At 72.8% G+C, this 18,464-nt stretch carries 15 protein-coding genes; 12 read left to right on the top strand and 3 right to left on the bottom strand.

Going from position 1 to position 18,464, the window contains the following annotated elements:
* Positions 1 to 138 precede the first annotated feature (138 nt).
* Together AB0F98_RS03810 and AB0F98_RS03805 are read left to right on the top strand one after the other, a co-directional pair.
* Positions 139 to 4,041, top strand: coding sequence for a kelch repeat-containing protein (locus AB0F98_RS03810; protein ID WP_357728116.1), 3,903 nt, complete (start codon positions 139 to 141; stop codon positions 4,039 to 4,041).
* 179 nt (positions 4,042 to 4,220) lie between these two features.
* Positions 4,221 to 5,843, top strand: a complete 1,623-nt coding sequence (locus AB0F98_RS03805) for an acetolactate synthase (RefSeq protein ID WP_357728113.1) — start codon at positions 4,221 to 4,223, stop codon at positions 5,841 to 5,843.
* 113 nt (positions 5,844 to 5,956) lie between these two features.
* Here AB0F98_RS03805 and AB0F98_RS03800 read toward each other — a convergent pair whose 3' ends face one another.
* Genes AB0F98_RS03800 through AB0F98_RS03790 form a run of 3 tightly spaced genes read right to left on the bottom strand, consistent with a single transcriptional unit; the run spans position 5,957 to position 7,199 of the window.
* Positions 5,957 to 6,409, bottom strand: coding sequence for a PLD nuclease N-terminal domain-containing protein (locus tag AB0F98_RS03800; RefSeq protein ID WP_357728110.1), 453 nt, complete (start codon positions 6,407 to 6,409; stop codon positions 5,957 to 5,959).
* A 26-nt stretch (positions 6,410 to 6,435) separates the two neighbouring features.
* Positions 6,436 to 6,810 (bottom strand): DUF202 domain-containing protein, encoded by a 375-nt coding sequence (locus tag AB0F98_RS03795; RefSeq protein ID WP_357728107.1) that lies wholly within the window; start codon positions 6,808 to 6,810, stop codon positions 6,436 to 6,438.
* Entirely contained in the window at positions 6,807 to 7,199 is a 393-nt protein-coding gene (locus AB0F98_RS03790; protein WP_355146306.1) for a DUF202 domain-containing protein, read from the bottom strand. The genes AB0F98_RS03795 and AB0F98_RS03790 overlap by 4 nt, the downstream gene beginning before the upstream one ends.
* A 41-nt stretch (positions 7,200 to 7,240) precedes the next feature.
* On the opposite strand from AB0F98_RS03790, the gene AB0F98_RS03785 reads away from it, so the two are divergent.
* The 10 genes from AB0F98_RS03785 to ligA all read left to right on the top strand — a co-directional run bounded on the left by AB0F98_RS03785 (position 7,241) and on the right by ligA (position 18,366).
* The gene (locus AB0F98_RS03785; protein WP_357728104.1) at positions 7,241 to 8,038 is read left to right on the top strand and encodes a GNAT family N-acetyltransferase; all 798 of its coding nucleotides are present in this window, start codon (positions 7,241 to 7,243) and stop codon (positions 8,036 to 8,038) included.
* Between the two features lie 2 nt (positions 8,039 to 8,040).
* The gene (locus AB0F98_RS03780) at positions 8,041 to 8,448 is read left to right on the top strand and encodes a hypothetical protein (RefSeq protein ID WP_357728101.1); all 408 of its coding nucleotides are present in this window, start codon (positions 8,041 to 8,043) and stop codon (positions 8,446 to 8,448) included.
* Between the two features lie 416 nt (positions 8,449 to 8,864).
* Positions 8,865 to 9,644 (top strand): electron transfer flavoprotein subunit beta/FixA family protein, encoded by a 780-nt coding sequence (locus AB0F98_RS03775; protein ID WP_350793672.1) that lies wholly within the window; start codon positions 8,865 to 8,867, stop codon positions 9,642 to 9,644.
* An 11-nt stretch (positions 9,645 to 9,655) separates the two neighbouring features.
* Positions 9,656 to 10,615, top strand: coding sequence for an electron transfer flavoprotein subunit alpha/FixB family protein (locus AB0F98_RS03770; protein ID WP_357728097.1), 960 nt, complete (start codon positions 9,656 to 9,658; stop codon positions 10,613 to 10,615).
* A gap of 439 nt (positions 10,616 to 11,054) precedes the next feature.
* Positions 11,055 to 12,230 carry a cysteine desulfurase family protein gene (locus AB0F98_RS03765; protein ID WP_357728094.1) on the top strand — a complete coding sequence of 392 codons (1,176 nt, stop codon included), beginning with the start codon at positions 11,055 to 11,057 and terminating at the stop codon, positions 12,228 to 12,230.
* 177 nt (positions 12,231 to 12,407) lie between these two features.
* Positions 12,408 to 13,481 carry a tRNA 2-thiouridine(34) synthase MnmA gene (gene mnmA / locus AB0F98_RS03760; protein WP_357728091.1) on the top strand — a complete coding sequence of 358 codons (1,074 nt, stop codon included), beginning with the start codon at positions 12,408 to 12,410 and terminating at the stop codon, positions 13,479 to 13,481.
* 48 nt (positions 13,482 to 13,529) lie between these two features.
* Entirely contained in the window at positions 13,530 to 14,534 is a 1,005-nt protein-coding gene (locus tag AB0F98_RS03755) for a methionine synthase (protein WP_357728088.1), read from the top strand.
* 36 nt (positions 14,535 to 14,570) lie between these two features.
* Complete coding sequence (locus AB0F98_RS03750) at positions 14,571 to 14,930, top strand: VOC family protein (protein ID WP_357728085.1); 360 nt, start codon at positions 14,571 to 14,573, stop codon at positions 14,928 to 14,930.
* A 48-nt stretch (positions 14,931 to 14,978) separates the two neighbouring features.
* Positions 14,979 to 15,986, top strand: a complete 1,008-nt coding sequence (locus tag AB0F98_RS03745; protein WP_357728082.1) for an ADP-ribosylglycohydrolase family protein — start codon at positions 14,979 to 14,981, stop codon at positions 15,984 to 15,986.
* Between the two features lie 244 nt (positions 15,987 to 16,230).
* Positions 16,231 to 18,366, top strand: coding sequence for an NAD-dependent DNA ligase LigA (gene ligA / locus AB0F98_RS03740; RefSeq protein ID WP_357728079.1), 2,136 nt, complete (start codon positions 16,231 to 16,233; stop codon positions 18,364 to 18,366).
* The last annotated feature ends 98 nt before the right edge of the window (positions 18,367 to 18,464 follow it).

The following is an 18,464-nucleotide window of genomic DNA, read 5'->3' as shown; positions in this document are numbered from 1 at the left end:
TCCGTGGCTTTCGGCGCATGCCAAGATCATCCGTCAACGTGTGGCCCATTCGTGTCCAGGATCGTGTCCGTCCTGACGGGAGGGTGCGCGGCCTCAACGACGAGGCGTGTCCGTGGCATCACTGGTAAGGAGTAATGGATGTCCGTGCCCTTACGGCGGAGACGGCTTCACAGGGGCCTTCTCGGCGGGCTGACCGCAGCCCTCACACTGTCACTGCTCGCCGTCGGCGCGCTGCCCGGTAGCCCCGCGCAGGCGGCACCGAAGGCCGAGCCGTCGGCGGCGGGCTGGGAGGCGACCCGCTACCAGCCGGCCGGCTGCAACACCACCTCGAACGAGAAGGCCGGCGAGGACGGCCCGTGGGCCCGCTGCTTCGCGGTCGGGCTCGCCGAGGACACGCAGCGGCGGACGAAGCTCGCCGGCCCGCCGGCCGACGCCCTGGGACCGGCGGACATCAAGTCCGCCTACCGGCTTCCCGACGGTGGCGAGGGTCAGACGGTCGCCATCGTCGGAGCGTTCGGGTACGCGGCCGCCGAGGCCGACCTGGCGGTCTTCCGTGCCCACTACGGCCTGCCGCCGTGCACCACCGCGAACGGCTGTTTCCGCAAGGTCGACCAGCGCGGCGGGACCGACTACCCGGTCGAGAGCCCGGACTGGTCGATCGAGGCCGCCCTGGACCTGGACGCCGTCTCGTCGGCGTGCCCGAAGTGCGACATCCTGCTGGTGCAGGCCGACAACAACTCGATGGGCAGCCTCGGCTACGCCGTCGACACCGCCGCCCGGCTCGGCGCCGACGCGATCTCCAACTCGTACGGCGTCGCCGGCGAGTCGGCCACCCAGTACGCGAGCCACGCCCACTACGACCACCCGGGCATCGTGATCACCGTTTCCAGTGGTGACATCGGCAACGTGCAGAGCTACCCGGCGACCCACCCGGACGTGGTGTCGGTCGGCGGCACGCTGCTGACCAAGGACGCCTCCAACGCCCGTGGCTGGTCGGAGACCGCCTGGGAAGCGGCGGGCAGCGGGTGCTCGTTCGTCGAGCCGCGGCCGTCGTACCAGAACGACATCGACACGCACTGCGGTGACAAGCGGGCCAACGCCGACATCTCCGCCACGGCCGCGCCGGAATCCGGACTGGCCGTCTACAACACCTCCGGCCAGGACGGCTGGGCGCGCTGGGGCGGCACCTCGCTGTCCGCGCCGCTCGTCGCCGGGATGTACGCCCTCGCCGGTGACGCGGTTCCCGGGACGTACCCGGTCACCTACCCGTACCGCAAGGGCGCCGACGCCGGGCTCTTCGACGTCACCGAGGGCTCGAACGGATGGTGCGGCGACCTGCTGTGCACCGCCGGCCCCGGCTGGGACGGACCGACCGGCCTGGGCACCCCCAACGGTGTCTCGGCGCTGACCCTCGGCCGGACCGGTCAGGTCAGCGGGACGGTCACCAGCGGCAAGAACCCGCACGGCAAGAAGCAGGGTGCGCTCGACGGGGTGACGGTCACCGCCACGGACACCGCCGGCAACACCTACCACGCGGTGACCGACGCCAAGGGCGCCTACCAGTTGGCCGTCCCGGCCGGCACGTACGACGTGGTGGCCGCCGAGTTCGGCTACCAGGCTCCGGCGCCGGTCCGGGTAGTGGTCGCCGCCGACGCGAAGCTGACCCAGGACATCAGGATGACGGCGATCGCGACCCGCACGCTCACCGGTACCGTCACCGACGGCTCGGGGCACGGCTGGCCGGTCTACGCGAAGATCGCCATCGACGGCTACCCGACGGACGCGGTCTACACCGACCCCTACGCCGGGCGCTACCGGGTCGAGCTGCCGGTCGGTGCCGACTACACCCTGCGCGTGTCGCCGGTCGACATGCCCGGCTACACCACGAGCACGGCGACCGTCAGCGTCGACCCGCAGCCCAAGGGCCGGCCGAGCGACGTGCGGCACGACGTACGGCTCGCCGTCGAGGCGTCGTGCGCCGCCCCCGGTTACACCTGGCGCTACCAGGGCCTCGGCACCGACTTCACCGGCTGGACCGACGGGCCGAAGGACGGCTGGAAGGTCACCGACGAATCCGGTGCCGGCCAGACCTGGCGCTTCGACGACCCGGGCACCCGGGGCAACCTGACCGGTGGCGACGGTGGCTTCGCCGCCGTCAACACCTGGGCCCAGTCCGGTGACATCGACACGACCCTTGTCACCCCGTCGGTGGATCTGGCCGGCATCGCCCAGCCGGTGATCGGGTTCGACAGTGACTTCCCCGCCTCCAACTTCGGCGTGCAGGAGGGCTCCATCGACCTCAGCCTCGACAACGGGGCGACCTGGAACGAGGTCTACCGCCTCCCGAACGTCGACGTGCGGGGGCACGTGGAGATCCCGATCCCGCAGGTGGCCGGGAAGTCCGGAATCCAGGTCCGGTTCCGCTACCAGGGGAACCTGTCGTACTGGTGGCAGCTCGACAACGTCTTCGTGGGCCGGCGGACGTGCGCCCTCGTGCCGGGCGGCATCATCGCCGGGCAGGTCCGCGACGACAACACCGGCGGCGCGGTCCTCGGTGCCACCGTCTCCACCGGCACCGACCGGGCTGCCCTGGCCACCAGCCGGGCCACCGACGACGACACCGCCCTCGACGACGGCTACTACTGGTTCTTCGCCGAAGGCGACGGAACCACTCCGGTGACCGTGAGCGGCCTGCGTTACGCCGACAGCACGGCGAAGGTGCGGGTCGAGCAGGACCGGGTCGTCCGTCGGGACTGGACGCTGGAGTCGGGCCGGCTGACGGTCCGTCAGTCCGACCTGTCGCTGGACGTACGACCCGGGCACAGCGCCACCGAGCAGGTCCGGCTCACCAACGACGGCGACCGGCCGCTGCGGGTCAAGCTGGTCGAGCAGGACCGCGGGTACACCGCGGACCAGGTCCGCGTCGCCGCGGACGCCGCCCGCTCGTCGCAGACGCCGGCCCAGCAGGCTGCGGACGGCAGCGCGTGGATCAACCTGCCCGACCTTCCGCTGCCGCTGGTCGACAACGTGGTGGCCGACAACGACGGCACGGTCTACTCGGTCGGTGGCGATTCCTACGGCTACGTCATGAACGAGGGGTACGTCCTCGACCCGCAGGCCCGGGCCTGGAAGCGGATCGCCGACCTGCCCGAGGGGCGAGCCGGCGCGGCGGGCGGTTTCATCGACGGCAAGTTGTACGTCACCGGTGGTCTCACCGGCTCGGGGATTCCCGCGACGCAGACCTGGGCCTACGACCCGATGACCGACAAGTGGTCGCGTCGGGCCGACCTGCCCGCCGGAGTCGCCAACGCGGCGGCCACCACCGTCGACGGCCAGCTCTACGTCGTCGGGGGCTGCCCGGACGGCGCCTGCCCGGACCCCACGGCGCGGGCGTACCGCTACGACCCCGCGGCGGACCGCTGGACCCGCCTCGCCGACTACCCGCGGACCGTCGCCTACCACGCCTGCGGTGCGGCCGGCGACGGCGTGATCTGCACCGGCGGGTACATCCCGCGCCAGTACGACGCCGTGTTGGAGAGCTACCGGTACTTCCCGGAGTCCGACACCTGGGTGCAGACGACCGGCCTGCCCGTGTCGGGCTACGGCATGGCGTACGCCACCGTCAACGGCAAGCTGCGGATCATCGGCGGCACCATCGGCGGTGACCTCAGCCGGCAGGTGCTGGAGTTCGACCCGGCCACCGCGGTCTGGTCGAAGCTGCCGGACGCGTTGAACGCGCGGCAGCGCGGTGGCGCCGCCTGCGGCACGTACCAGATCGGTGGCCTGGCGGACGGCAGCACGGAGACCGGTTCGGCGCAGCAGTTGCCGGGTCTCGAGTCCTGCATCCGGGGCAGCGACGTGTCGTGGCTGTCCGCGAACCACACCGAGCTGACCATCCCCGCGGGTAAGTCGGTCACGGTGACGCTGACCGCCGCCGCCCCGGTCCACTCCGGGCACGGCCAGTACCAGGCACGGCTGGCGTTCGAGACGGACACTCCGTACCGGACCGAGCCGCTCGCGGTGGTGATGAAGCTCCGCTGACCCATCTCCGCGACCGCGCCCGCCCGGTGTCACGACCCCTGCGCCCGGGCGGGCGCGGCCGTTCCGTGACCCCGCGGCCCCGGCCGACGGTGGTGCGAACCGCCGGCCGGGGCGCGGTCGCCCGAGCGGAGTGACCGGTGGGTAACCTGTGACCCCGGCCACGGACGAGGGGAGCGACCATGACGGAGCAGATCGAAGGTCACGGTGGGGAGCTGGCGCTCGCGGCACTACGCGCGCACGGCGTACGGGAGATGTTCACCCTCTCCGGCGGGCACGTCTTCCCGCTCTACGACGCCGCCCACAAGACCGGCTTTCCGATCTACGACGTCCGGCACGAGCAGTCCGCGGTCTTCGCGGCCGAGGCGGTGGCGAAGCTCCAGCGCCGCCCCGGCCTGGCCGTCCTCACCGCCGGCCCCGGCGTCACCAACGGCATCTCGGGGTTGACCAGCGCGTTCTTCAACGCCTCTCCGGTGCTGGTGCTCGGCGGGCGGGCGCCGGCCTTCCGCTGGGGCTCGGGCAGCCTGCAGGAGATGGACCACCTGCCGCTGGTCGCGCCGGTCACCAAGCACGCCGAGACGGTCTTCAGCACCGATGACATCCCCCGCGCCGTGACCACCGCGCTGACCGCCGCCCTCACTCCGCACCGTGGGCCGGTCTTCCTCGACTTCCCGCTCGAGACGGTCTTCTCCGTCGCCGACGCGGAGCTGCCCGCGCCACCCGGTATCGCCCCGGTCGAGCCCGACCCGGAGGAGGTCGCCCGGGCGGCCGGCCTGGTCGCCGCCGCCGAACGACCGGTCATCATCGCCGGTTCGGACGTCTACGCCGGCGACGCGACCGCGGCGCTGCGCGAGGCGGCCGAGGCGTTGCAGGTGCCGGTCTTCACCAACGGCATGGGGCGCGGCTCGCTCCCACCGGAGCACCCGCTCGCCTTCGCCAAGGCCCGCCGGGCCGCGCTCTCCGGCGCCGACGTCGTCGTGGTGGTCGGCACTCCGCTGGACTTCCGGCTCAACTTCGGCGACTTCGGCGACGCCGAGGTCGTGCACATCGTGGACGCACCCAGCCAGCGCGCCGGGCACGTCCAGCCGGCCGCCGCCCCGGCCGGTGACCTGCGGCTGATCCTCTCGGCCCTGGCCGATCACCCGGGCGACCGGGCGGACCACACCGGGTGGATCGCCGACCTTCGTGCCGCCGAGGACGCCGCGAGCGCCCGTCACGCCGAGGAGATGGCCGCCGAGACCGACCCGATCCGCCCGGCCCGGGTCTACGGCGAGCTGCGCAGAGTGCTGGCCCGCGACGCCATCACCATCGGCGACGGTGGGGACTTCGTGTCGTACGCCGGACGCTACCTCGAACCCGCGCAGCCCGGCACCTGGCTCGATCCCGGCCCGTACGGCTGCCTCGGCACCGGCATGGGCTATGCGATGGGCGCGCGGATCAGCCACCCGGACCGGCAGATCTGTGTGCTGATGGGAGACGGCGCGGCCGGTTTCTCGCTGATGGACGTGGAGTCGCTGGTCCGGCAGAAGCTGCCCGTCGTGATCGTGGTCGGCAACAACGGCATCTGGGGCTTGGAGAAGCACCCGATGCGTGCCATGTACGGCTACGACGTCGCCGCCGACCTGCAGCCGGAGCTGCGCTACGACCAGGTGGTCAGCGCGCTCGGCGGTGCCGGCGAGACCGTGGCGAAGGCCGCCGACCTCGGGCCGGCGCTGCACCGCGCCTTCGACGCCGGCGTGCCGTACCTGGTGAACGTGATCACCGACCCGTCGGACGCGTACCCCCGCTCGTCGAACCTCGCCTGACCGGCGCCCGCGCTGCCGCCGGTCGTGGCGGCGGCGCGGGCGCCGGCGTCAGCCGCAGCGCGGATCTGCGTGCCGCCCGCCGTCGATCCGCCGAGCCTGTGTTCGACGATCACCTACACCTCGGGGCGGTCCTCTTCGCGAGGCGGTTCGCCGTCGCGGGCCGCTCGTGGCGGGCCGTCCGGCCCGTCGGTCTCCCGGCGGCGCAGGTCCTCCTCGCGGCGGCGCAGGTCCTCCTCCCAGCGGCGGAAGAGTTCCTGGTCGTCGCGGCGGGACCGCTCGGCGATGGACTTGAGGAATTCGGGGTCGTCGTCCGGGGCGAGTTGCTGCGGGCGCTCACGTGCGGGCGTCCACCGCTTCGGCCCGCCGGCCGCCGGGCCAGGGACTTTCTCCCGGCCGGCGAGGAACCAGGCGATCGAGCCGACCAGCGGGAAGAACAAGATGATCAACACCCAGGCGACCCGGGGCAGGGCGCGGATCTGACCCTCCTCGGCGGAGAGGCAACTGATCAGCGCGCAGACGGCGAGGATGATCTGTGCCACGAAGAGGAGGGCGTAGAGGCGGACCATGCGCCCATCATTGCGTACCCGGGCGCTCATGACAGCCCACGCAACACCAGCACCACACCCAGCAGGGCGAGTGCCGCCGCGCCGAGGGCGACGGCGGGAAGGGACGGCCCGTAGTGGGAGGCCGGGCCGGTCCTGGTGCCGCGCCGCCAGTAGATCGGCAGCACGGTTCCCCACAGGATCACGGTCAGGCCGGCGAGCACCGCGTCCGCCAGGTCGCCGGTGAGCCCCAGGCGGACGGCCAGTGCGGTCACCACGGTCAGGGTGAGGGCGCTCCGTCGCCACGCCAACCGGGTCCGCTCCGGTTGGAGACCGGGATCGCGCAGCGGTCCGTCGCCGGTTGTCCCGCCCGGGCCGGCGTTCGGCTCTCGGGCGGGCTCCGGGGGGCCGGGCCGGGTCGTCATCGACCGCCGAGCGCCGTCACCAGCACCGTGGCCACCAGCAGCAGCGCGCCGAGGCCGACGGTGAGGGCGAGGATCGCCGGGAACCGGGAGGCGGGCAGCTCCTCGCCGAGCCGGATCGCCCGCTCGGTACGCGCCCAGTGGTCGACCGCGCGGACCGCCACGGCGCCGCCGAGCAGCAGCAGGACGACCGCGATCGCCTCGCGCAGGTGCCGCAGCGGCAGCGGCGGGAGGAACTGGGCGGTGGCCAGCCCGCCGCCAACGAGCGCCAGCCCGGTACGCAACCAGGCGAGGAAGGTCCGCTCGTTGGCCAGCGAGAACCGGTAGTCGGGGGTGCTACCGACCGAGCGCAGCTCCCGCGGGTCGAACCAACGCCTGATCGACTCCCACACGATGCCGATTATCCGCTGGCCACGGGTCGTAGCCTGAAGCGATGACGGATCTTGATGTCACCGCCCTGCGGGCCGCGTACGACACCCAGCTGCGACCCGGCCTGCCGGATCCGGTGCCGGCGGGGGTGACCGTCGAGCAGGACGGGCCGCTGTACCGGGTGCTCGGCTTCGATCACGGCGGTCTGCTCACCTACCGCGACCTGGGCGGTCTGACGGGCGCCGCGCTCGACGAGTTGATCGCCCGGCAGGTCGAGCTGTTCCGGCAGCGGGGCGAGCAGGTGGAGTGGAAGCTCGTCGGCCACGACGAGCCGGCGGACCTGCCCGACCGGTTGCGCGCCGCCGGGTTCGTGCCGGAGGAGCAGGAGTCCGTCGTGATCGGCCCGGCCGCGCCGCTGGCCGCGACGCTTCCGGTGCTGCCCGAGGGGGTACGTCTGCGGGAGGTGACCGCCCGCGCGGACCTGGACCGGATCGTGGCGATGGAGGAGGAGGTCTGGCAGGCCGACCGCAGCCACCTCGGGGTGGCCCTGGAGCGGGAGATGGCCGCGGACCCACAGTCGATCACCGTCGTGGTGGCCGAGGCGGACGAGACCGTGGTGAGCGCCGGCTGGGTCCGTTACCCGTCGGGTACCGGCTTCGCCTCGCTCTGGGGTGGTTCGACGCTGCCGCAGTGGCGGCGCCGCGGCATCTACCGTGCGCTGGTGGTCCACCGGGCGCGGCTGGCCGCGCAGCGCGACCGGACCCTGCTCCAGGTGGACGCCTCCGAGGAGAGTCGACCCATTCTCGAGCGGCTCGGCCTCGTCGCGGTCACCACTACCACCCCGTACGTCTACACTCCGTGATCATGCCTCAGGAGTTGACGGACGAGGATCGGCTGACGCTCAAGACCGGCGCGTTCGGCGCGGTCTTCCTGGTGTCGAACGTGGACCCGGGCATGCTCGCCGTGCTCAAGGAGAGCCTGGCCGCGTCGGACGCGTTCGCCGGCGCGTCGGGCGTGGTCCGGGCGGCGCTCACCACGGGTCCGCTGCCGAGACTCCCGCGTGATTCGACACTCGAGGTCGAGGCGACGGTGCTGCCGGCGCTCGGCGCGGCGGTGCGGATCCTGCGCGAGAAGTCGCCGGCGGACCTGGCGGCCTACCGCGAGGTGGTGCTCGCAGCCGCCGACCGGGTGGCCAGGGCGCACGCGGGGGTGGCACCGGCTGAGGCGGCGATGATCGAACGGATCAGGGCCGCGCTGGGCGAGGAGGTCTGATCCGGGCGGGCGGTGCGGCGGTCGGGCCGGACGGCGACCAGAGCGCCCGCACCGCGGCCCGTACGCAGCGGTCGCGAATTTGCCCGCAGGCGCAGCGGTACGAGTCCGGCAGCTGCCGGCGGCACGTCTCCCGCCGTCGCGGCAGGCCGCCGGTCGAGCCCGCCGACGCGGCATATTCCGCAAGCTCGGACATTTCGGTCACCTCCCGAGCGGGAGTGTACCCACGGCCGGGCCGGCTCAGTGGGCTGTGTCACTCTGTGCCCCGCCGGAGGTCTTAGCTACTGACAGGTAACATCACGCCCGTGGGCAACCGCACAGCGGCCCGCAGTTGACCGATCGTTAAGTCACGCGGGAGGCTGCGGCCCAGACCGGGCGAGCGATTCGCAACACCACACAGGAGGGGTCGTCGAAGCGCGATGAACATCGTCGTACTCGTCAAGCAGGTGCCCGATTCGGGCGCGGACCGCAACCTGCGCAGTGACGACAACACCGTCGACCGCGGTTCGGCGAACAACGTCATCAATGAGATGGACGAGTACGCCATCGAAGAGGCGTTGAAGATCAAGGAGGCGCACGGCGGTGAGGTGACCATCCTGACCATGGGTCCGGACCGGGCGACCGAGTCGATCCGCAAGGCGCTGTCGATGGGCCCGGACAAGGCCGTGCACGTCGTGGACGACGCGCTGCACGGCTCCTGCGCCGTGACCACCTCGAAGGTGCTCGCCGCCGCGCTGGGCACCCTCAACGCCGACCTGGTCATCTGCGGCGCGGAGTCGACCGACGGTCGGGTCCAGGTCATGCCGCACATGATCGCCGAGCGGCTGGGCGTTGCGGCGCTGACCGGCGCCCGCAAGCTCACCGTGGACGGCGGCACGCTCACCATCGAGCGGCAGACCGAGGAGGGTTACGAGGTCGTCACCGCGGCCACGCCGGCCGTGGTCTCGGTCTGGGACACCATCAACGAGCCGCGCTACCCGTCCTTCAAGGGCATCATGGCGGCCAAGAAGAAGCCCGTGCAGACCCTCTCCCTGGGTGACCTCGGTGTCGCCCCGGCCGAGGTTGGCTTCGAGGGTGCCACCAGCGCCGTCCTGGAGCACAGCAAGCGTCCGCCGCGCTCGGGCGGCGCGAAGGTCACCGACGAGGGCGACGGCGGCGTCAAGCTGGTCGAGTTCCTCGCCACCGAGAAGTTCGTGTGAGAGGTCTGGACATGTCTGAGGTTCTCGTCGTCGTCGAAGCCACCCGCGAGTTCGGCGTCAAGAAGGTCACCCTGGAGATGCTCACCCTCGCCCGCGAGCTGGGCACGCCCAGCGCCGTCGTGCTCGGCGGCACCGGCGCGGCCGAGGCGCTGAGCGCCAAGCTGGGCGAGTACGGCGCGGAGAAGATCTACGCCGCCGAGGGCGAGGAGGTCGACGGCTACCTGGTGGCCCCGAAGGCCACCGTCCTGGCCGAGCTGGTCCGCCGGGTCGAGCCCGCCGCCGTGCTGCTCGCCTCCTCCCAGGAGGGCAAGGAGATCGCCGCCCGGCTGGCGATCAAGCTGGACAACGGCATCCTGACCGACGTGGTCGCGTTGGACGCCGACGGCACCGCCACCCAGGTGGCCTTCGCCGGCTCCGCCATCGTGAAGTCCAAGGTCACCCGCGGCCTGCCGCTGGTCACCCTCCGGCCGAACTCCGTCAACCCGGTCCCGGCCGCCGCCAGCCCGGCGGTCGAGCAGCTCGCCGTCACCGTCGGCGACACCGACAAGCTGGCCAAGGTCGTGAACCGGGTCGCCGAGCAGAAGGGCTCGCGTCCGGAACTGACCGAGGCGTCGGTGGTCGTCTCCGGCGGACGCGGCGTCGGCAACGCGGACAACTTCAAGCTCGTCGAGGAGCTGGCCGACCTGCTCGGCGGCGCGGTCGGCGCCTCCCGGGCGGCAGTCGACTCCGGTTTCTACCCGCACCAGTTCCAGGTCGGCCAGACCGGTAAGACGGTCTCGCCGCAGCTCTACATCGCGCTCGGCATCTCCGGGGCCATCCAGCACCGGGCCGGCATGCAGACCTCGAAGACCATCGTCGCGGTGAACAAGGACGGCGAGGCGCCGATCTTCGAGCTGGCCGACTTCGGCGTGGTCGGCGACCTGTTCAAGGTCGTACCGCAGGCCGCGGAGGAGATCCGCAAGCGCAAGTGAGCTGTCGGGCGGAGTATCGCCCCGCCCGACGCGAGCAGATATCGAGAAGGAGTGGCCGGTCCGCGGTGGGCCGCCACTCCTTCTCCGTACCCGTCCACCCGTGGCCGGTGGGCGGCTGACTGAATGGGAGCTGATCGGCGGGCCGGGGAGCTGAGCCGGCCCGCCGATCAGCCCGTCGGGGTGCCCCGGCGTGGCGGTCGCCGAGCGGGGCAGGTGATGCCTGACCGGGTGGGGACGTCGATATCCGAGTATGCCTGATGTGCGCCGTTCAGCACTGCCCAAAAGGCGATGATCGCGGCTCGGCGACTGGCGAAGACGGTGCCCCGGAACACCCCGGGGAATCGCGCCCGCCCCCGCTGGATCGTCGGGACGACCTGTGACGTACCCGAGGTGCCCTCGCCCGTCGACCGTCCGTAGCGCCGCCGTAGGCTGAGCGGTGATGGCTTACCTGGATCACGCGGCGACCACTCCGATGCTCGACGAGGCACTGGAGGCGTACGTCGCCACCGCACGCGAGGTCGGCAACGCGTCGTCGCTGCACGCGGCCGGCCGGCAGGCTCGTCGCCGGGTGGAGGAGTCCCGCGAACGGGTGGCGGCGGTCCTGGGCGCCCGGCCCTCTGAAGTGATCTTCACGGGCGGTGGCACGGAGAGCGACAACCTGGCCGTCAAGGGCATCTTCTGGGCACGTCGGGCGAGCGTGGGCCACCGCCGTCGAGTGGTGTCCAGCGCGGTGGAGCACCACGCGGTGCTGGACGCCGTGGACTGGCTGGGCGAACACGAGGGCGCGGAGGTGGGCTCGTTGCCGGTCGACCCCACCGGCCACGTCGACGCCGCCGCGCTCCGCGCCGAACTGGAGACCCACGGCGACCGGGTCGCCCTGGTGACCGCGATGTGGGCCAACAACGAGGTGGGCACCGTCCAGCCGATCAACGAGCTGGCCGCGGTCGCCGCCGAGTACGGCGTGCCCTTCCACACCGACGCGATCCAGGCGGTCGGGCAGGTGCCGGTCGACTTCGCCGCCAGCGGGGTGTCGGCGCTGACCGTGACCGGACACAAACTCGGCGGGCCGGTCGGAGTCGGCGCCCTGCTGCTGGGCCGTGACGTGGCGGCCACCCCGCTGCTGCACGGCGGCGGCCAGGAGCGCGACGTACGCTCCGGCACCCTGGACACCGCCGGAATCGTGGCCTTCGCCGTCGCGGTGGAGGCGGCGGTCAAGGGCCAGCAGGAGTACGCGGCGCGAGTCGCCGCGCTCCGCGACGACCTGGTCGAACGGGTCCGCCGGGCCGTGCCGGAGGTGGTCTACAACGGCGACCCGGTGGACCGGCTACCCGGCAACGCGCACTTCTCCTTCCCCGGCTGCGAGGGCGACGCCCTGCTGCTGCTCCTCGACGCCCAGGGCATCGCCTGTTCCACCGGGTCGGCCTGTTCGGCGGGGGTGGCCCAGCCCTCGCACGTGCTGCTGGCGCTGGGTGCCGACGACGACCGGGCCCGTTCGTCGCTGCGCTTCACCCTCGGCCACACCTCGTCGCGGGAGGACGTCGACGCGCTGATCGCCGCACTTCCCGGCGCGGTCGAGCGCGCCCGGCGCGCCGCCGCGTACCGCACCCCTCGCTGATCCCGGCTGCCCTCGCCCGGGCCTCGGCCGCCGATCGGTGGGGCGTGACGTCCGATTCGTCGTCCGGCACACCGCTGTCGAACCGCCGGGCGAGTGGGATACGCGGCAGCGGCCGGATCGGGCGGGCAGTCGGCCGGATCGGGTGGTTAGGGTTGAAAGGCGGAAGGGAGTCAGCTGGTGAGGGTATTGGCGGCGATGTCCGGCGGGGTCGACTCGGCGGTCGCGGCGGCGCGGGCGGTCGACGCCGGGCACGACGTGACCGGCGTGCATCTGGCGCTCTCCCGCAATCCGAAGACCTACCGCACCGGGGCGCGAGGCTGCTGCACGCTGGAAGACTCGCGGGACGCGCGTCGCGCCGCCGACGTGATCGGCATCCCGTTCTACGTGTGGGACATGGCAGATCGGTTCCATGAGGACGTGGTGGACGACTTCGTCGCCGAGTACGCGGCCGGGCGTACCCCGAACCCGTGCCTGCGTTGCAACGAGAAGATCAAGTTCGCCGCGGTGCTGGACCGGGCGATCGCCCTGGGCTTCGACGCGGTGGTCACCGGCCACCATGCCCGGCTCGGGGCGGACGGCCTGTTGCGGCGTAGCGTCGATGTGGCCAAGGACCAGTCGTACGTGCTGGCGGTGCTCACCCGGGAGCAGCTGGACCGCTCGGTCTTCCCGCTCGGCGACTCGACGAAGGCGGAGGTCCGGGCCGAGGCCGCGCGGCGGGGGCTCGCGGTCGCCGAGAAGCCGGACTCCCACGACATCTGCTTCATCGCCGACGGCGACACCCGGGGTTTCCTCGCGCAGCGGCTGGGCGAGCAGCCGGGCGAGGTGGTCGACGCGACCAACGGCGCGGTGGTCGGCACTCATGCCGGGGCGTACGCGTACACCGTCGGCCAGCGACGCGGTCTGCACCTGGACCGGCCAGCGCCGGACGGCCGGCCGCGCTACGTGCTCTCCATCACCCCGAAGACCAACACGGTGACCGTCGGCCCGGCCGAGGCGCTGGAGGTGTCCCAGGTCCGCGCGGAGCGTCCGGTCTGGACCGGCGGCCCGCGTCCGGACGGCCCGATCGAGTGCGAGGTGCAGCTGCGCGCGCACGGTGACGTGGTGCCGGCGACCGTCGCCCTGGACGGCGACACGCTCCACGCCGAGCTGCGTCGTCCGATGCGGGGAGTCGCCGCCGGGCAGGCGGTGGTGGCGTACCGGCCGGATCCGGCCGGCGACATCGTGCTCGGCTCCGCCACCATCGCGGGCTGAGTGCCGCCGCCGGTCGGATCTGCAGGGTCCACCGGATACCCTTCGCCCGTGACAGATCAGGCGTGGCCGTGGCCGACCGGCGCGGCGACCGGCATCGGCTCGCTGCCGGGCACCGACATCGCCGAGGCACAGCGGATCGTCCTCGGGGAGCTACCCAACCTGCCGCACCTGCCGGAGTTGCCGGCCCGCGGCCCGGGCGCCGACCTGATCGGCCGCACCGCGGGCCTGCTGGTCGAGCTGCCCGTCGAGCTGTACGCGGCCCGTTGGCGGATCGCCCCGCGCCCGGGCCGTGAGCTGCGCCGGGCCCGGGACCTGATGGAGCGCGACCTCGACCAGCTCGCCGAGCAGGCCGAGGAGTACGCCGGGCCGATCAAGGTGCAGGCCGGGGGGCCGTTCACCCTCGCCGCCGCCCTGGAGCTGCCGATCGGCGGCCGGATGTTGCGCGACCCGGGCGCGGTGCGTGACCTGGCCGGTTCGCTCACGGAGGGGCTGCGCGAGCACGTCGCGGCGGTGGCCCGGCGGCTGCCCCGGGCGTCGGTGCTGCTCCAACTCGACGAGCCGTCGCTGCCCGCGGTGCTCGCCGGACGGGTGCGCACGGAGAGCGGGCTCGGCACGTACCCGGCCGCGGACGTCGAACTCGTGTCGACCCTGCTGCGCTCGCTCATCGAGGCCGTGGGGGTGCCGACGGTGGTGCACTGCTGCGCGCCCGACGTGCCGGTGGAGCTGATCCGCTCCACGGGCGCGGCCGGTCTGGCCCTCGACCTGTCGCTGGTCACCGACCTGGACCCGCTCGGCGAGGCGATCGACGCCGGGCTGGGCTTGCTCGCCGGCGCCGTCCCCACGCGACCGCCGTCGAACGGTCGCGCGCCCACCTCCGCGGAGGTGGCCGAGCGGGTACGTGTGCTCTGGGATCGCCTCGCCTTCCCCCGCGCCCGCCTGGCCGAGCAGGTGGTGGTCACCCCGGCCTGCGGGCTGGCGGGTGCCACGCCGGAGTACGCCCGGGCCGTGCTGAAGGCCTGCCACGACGCCGGTCGGCGACTCGCCGAGGACTGAGTTTCGCCGTCGTACCCGCCGGGCAGGATGACCGGCATGATTGGACAGCTGCGTTCGACGGTGATCGACTGCCCGGATCCCCGGGCCCTGGCGGCGTTCTACTCGGAGCTGCTCGGCCTGCCGCTGGTGCACGACGAGGACGACTGGGTGGTGCTCGGCGGCCCGCCCGGGCAGCATCCGCGCCTGGCGTTCCAGAAGGCGCCCGACCTGCGTCCACCGACCTGGCCGGAGCAGGAGGTCCCCCAGCAGTTCCACCTCGACGTCACGGTGACCGACATCGAGGCCGCCGAGAAGGCGGCGATCGCGCTCGGTGCCCGGCGGTTGCCCGGCGAGGGCGAGGGCTTCCGGGTGTACGCCGATCCCGCCGGCCATCCGTTCTGCCTCTGCTGGGACTGACGGCAGGCCGACGGGCGCACCCCCTGGCGACGGTTGCTCCCGACGGGCATGATCACCGTCATGATCGATTCCTCGCGGGACCGCGCCGCCGGGTCGCTGTTCGGGCTCGCCTACGGCGACGCGCTCGGTAAGGAGACGGAGTTCCTTCCGGTCGCCGAGATCGTTCGCCGGCACGGGCCGGCCGGCCCCCGCGAGCTGGTCGGAGATCCGGCGCTGGTCACCGACGACACCCAGATGGCGCTGGCGGTGGCCTGGGCGCTGCGCGAGGCGTCCGAGTTGACGCCCGAAGCGGTGGAGCCGGTGCTGCGCCGTCGGTTCGTCGACTGGGCGGCGAGCCCGGAGAACAACCGGGCCCCGGGCATGACCTGCCTGCGCGCCTGCGGCGAGCTGGCCCGGGGAGTGCGCTGGCAGCAGGCCACCGTGGCCGACTCGAAGGGCTGCGGGGCGAACATGCGGGTCACCCCGGTGGGGCTGCTCGACGTCGACCTGGACACCCTCGCCGGGCTCGCCCAGCTCCAGGCCGGCCTGACCCACGGCCATCCGACTGGGCTGGCCGCCAGCGAGTTGACCGCGTACGCCGTGCGGCGGTTGCGTGACGGCGCCGCGCTCGACGAACTTCCCGCCCTGCTCGCCGATCGGGCCCGGCAGCAGCGCCACCGCTACCGCGCCGACTGGCTGGGCGACCTGTGGCAGCGCCCGGGCGCGACCGTCCCGGCGGAGTTCATCGCTCGGGGCTGGGACGAGTGCCTCGCCGTGCTGGGCCGGCTGGCCGACGCGCTGGCCCGGCCGGACGACGGTGGCGACCCGTGCCGGCTGACCGGGGAGGGCTGGGTGGCCGAGGAGGCGTTGGCCACCGCCCTGTACTGCGCGCTGCGGCACGCCGACGACCCGGTCGGCGCGCTGGCGAGGGGCGCCACCACGGCCGGTGACTCCGACTCGATCGCCGCGCTGGCCGGCGCGTTCGTGGGAGCGGCGGCCGGCATGTCCGCCTGGCCGGCCGCCTGGGCCACCCGAATCGAGTACGCCGACCAACTGACCGCCCTAACCACCCCCTAACCCCCACCCCCCCACCCCTCCCACCCCCCGTTTCGCGCGGTGATCATGAAGTTGTTGTCGCCCTCAGCGGCGTGTCGCGACGATAACTTCATGATCAACGGGGCGAGGGTGGGGCGAGGGCGAGGGCGGGGCGGGGGGCGAGGTGGGGTGGGTGGGGTGGGTGGGCGGCGGGTTGTCGTACCTGCCGGTTACCGTGCCCGGGTAGCGTGATCAGGGAGGTCAACCGGTGTCCGAAGGTGGCGGCGTGTCCGACGAGCAGATCGGCCAGCAGGTCAGCCCGGCGCAGGAAGCTGCGGCGGGCGGCGAGCCGACCCCGGAGGTGCGCGAGCGGCACGCCACGCTGAGCCGCGAGCTGACCGAGCATCAGTACCGCTACTACGTGCTCGACTCGCCGACCATCGCCGACGTCGAGTTCGACCGGCAACTGCGCGAGCTGGAGGCGTTGGAGGAGGAGTTCCCGGCGCTCCGTACGCCGGATTCGCCAACCCAGCGGGTCGGCGGCACGTTCTCCACCGACTTCACTCCGGTGCAGCACGCGGAGCGGATGCTCTCACTCGACAACGCCTTCGCCGACGAGGAGCTCGCGGCCTGGGCCGAGCGGGTCGAGCGCGACGCCGGCGGGCCGGTGCCCTACCTCTGCGAGCTGAAGGTCGACGGGCTCGCGATCAACCTCACCTACGAGCGCGGCCGGCTGGTCCGTGCGGCCACCCGCGGCGACGGCCGCACCGGTGAGGACGTGACCGCCAACGTGCGCAGCATCCGGGACGTGCCCGGTCAGCTCACCCCGTCCCCCGAGTTCCCCGACGTGCCGGAGTTCCTCGAGGTCCGGGGCGAGATCTATTTCCCGGTGGCGGCCTTCGCCGACCTCAACGCCGGCCTGGTGGAGCAGGGCAAGGCGCCGTTCGCGAACCCGCGCAACGCCGCCGCCGGCAGCCTCCGGCAGAAGGACCCACGGGTCACCGCGTCCCGGCCGCTGCGCCTGGTGGTGCACGGCATCGGCGCGCGCCGGGGGTTCCAGCCGGTGGCCCAGTCCGAGTCGTACGCGGCGTTGAAGGCGTGGGGCCTGCCGACCAGCGACCGCTGGCGGGTGGTGCCCGACCTGTCCGGCGTCGCCGAATACATCGCCTACTACGCCGAGCACCGGCACGACGTCGAGCACGAGATCGACGGTGTCGTCGTCAAGGTCGACCCGGTGGCGATCCAGGGCCGGCTCGGCTCCACCAGTCGTGCGCCGCGCTGGGCGATCGCCTTCAAATACCCGCCGGAGGAGGTCACCACCAAGCTGCTCGACATCGACGTCGAGGTCGGTCGCACCGGCCGGGTCACCCCGCGCGCGGTCCTCCAGCCGGTCAAGGTGGCCGGCTCCACTGTCGCGTACGCCACCCTGCACAACGCCCGCGAGGTGGAACGCAAGGGCGTGCTGATCGGTGACACGGTGGTCATCCGCAAGGCCGGCGACGTGATCCCCGAGGTCCTCGGCCCGGTCGTCGATCTGCGGCCCGCCGACGCGCGGCCGTTCGTGATGCCCACCCACTGCCCCGCCTGCGGCACCCCGCTCGCCCCCGCCAAGGAGGGCGACGTCGACATCCGCTGCCCGAACACCCGCAGCTGCCCCGCCCAGCTGCGGGAGCGGGTCTTCCACCTCGCCGGCCGCGGTGCGTTCGACATCGAGGTGCTGGGCTACAAGGGTGCGGCCGCCCTGCTCGACGCGGAGATCATCCGCGACGAGGGTGACCTCTTCCAACTCGACGCCGAGCAGCTCAAGCGGTCGCCGTTCTTCGTCAACAAGGACGGCAGCCTCGGCAGCAACGCGGTCAAGCTGCTCGACAACCTGGCCGTCGCCAAGGAGCGTGAGCTCTGGCGGGTGCTCGTCGCGCTCTCCATCCGGCACGTCGGCCCGACGGCCGCCCGGGCGCTGGCCCAGCACTTCCGTTCCGTCGAGGCGATCGACAAGGCCAGCGAGGAGGAGCTCTCCTCGGTCGACGGGGTGGGCCCGACCATCGCCGCCAGCATCCGCGAATGGTTCGCCGTGGACTGGCACCGTGAGCTGGTCCGCAAGTGGGCCGAGGCCGGCGTGCGGATGGCCGAGGAAGCGGTCGACGAGGGGCCGCGCCCGTTGGAGGGTGTCACAGTCGTGGTCACCGGCACGCTCGCCGGCTTCTCCCGCGACCAGGCCGCGGAGGCGGTGCAGAGCCGCGGCGGCAAGGTCAGCGGCTCGGTCTCGAAGAAGACGGGCTTCGTGGTGGTGGGCGAGAACCCGGGGTCGAAGGCGGACAAGGCGGCCGGCCTGAAGGTGCCGATCCTCGACGAGGACGGCTTCCGGGTGCTGCTCGACAAGGGGCCGGACGCCGCTCGCGAGGTGGCCCGCGTCGAGGGCTGAGACTCGCCATCGCAGCCCGTCGTGCCTGGTCGGCGGGGGTGTCGAAGAGCGTGGCGACTGGGTTGGCCCGGCGGGTGCGCATACCAAGTTAATTACGA

Origin of the sequence: Micromonospora sp. NPDC023737 (assembly GCF_040639715.1) — a bacterium.
Lineage (GTDB): Bacteria > Actinomycetota > Actinomycetes > Mycobacteriales > Micromonosporaceae > Micromonospora.
This window is presented reverse-complemented; position numbering and strand designations above follow the sequence as displayed.

What these genes read in the sequence shown, in the direction of transcription:
- AB0F98_RS03810 (WP_357728116.1), top strand. Translation starts at nt 139, where the DNA reads ATGTCCGTGCCCTTACGGCGGAGACGGCTTCACAGGGGCCTTCTCGGC.
- AB0F98_RS03805 (WP_357728113.1), top strand. Translation starts at nt 4,221, where the DNA reads ATGACGGAGCAGATCGAAGGTCACGGTGGGGAGCTGGCGCTCGCGGCA.
- AB0F98_RS03800 (WP_357728110.1), bottom strand. Translation starts at nt 6,409, where the DNA reads ATGGTCCGCCTCTACGCCCTCCTCTTCGTGGCACAGATCATCCTCGCC.
- AB0F98_RS03795 (WP_357728107.1), bottom strand. Translation starts at nt 6,810, where the DNA reads ATGACGACCCGGCCCGGCCCCCCGGAGCCCGCCCGAGAGCCGAACGCC.
- AB0F98_RS03785 (WP_357728104.1), top strand. Translation starts at nt 7,241, where the DNA reads ATGACGGATCTTGATGTCACCGCCCTGCGGGCCGCGTACGACACCCAG.
- AB0F98_RS03780 (WP_357728101.1), top strand. Translation starts at nt 8,041, where the DNA reads ATGCCTCAGGAGTTGACGGACGAGGATCGGCTGACGCTCAAGACCGGC.
- AB0F98_RS03775 (WP_350793672.1), top strand. Translation starts at nt 8,865, where the DNA reads ATGAACATCGTCGTACTCGTCAAGCAGGTGCCCGATTCGGGCGCGGAC.
- AB0F98_RS03770 (WP_357728097.1), top strand. Translation starts at nt 9,656, where the DNA reads ATGTCTGAGGTTCTCGTCGTCGTCGAAGCCACCCGCGAGTTCGGCGTC.
- AB0F98_RS03765 (WP_357728094.1), top strand. Translation starts at nt 11,055, where the DNA reads ATGGCTTACCTGGATCACGCGGCGACCACTCCGATGCTCGACGAGGCA.
- AB0F98_RS03750 (WP_357728085.1), top strand. Translation starts at nt 14,571, where the DNA reads ATGATTGGACAGCTGCGTTCGACGGTGATCGACTGCCCGGATCCCCGG.
- AB0F98_RS03745 (WP_357728082.1), top strand. Translation starts at nt 14,979, where the DNA reads ATGATCACCGTCATGATCGATTCCTCGCGGGACCGCGCCGCCGGGTCG.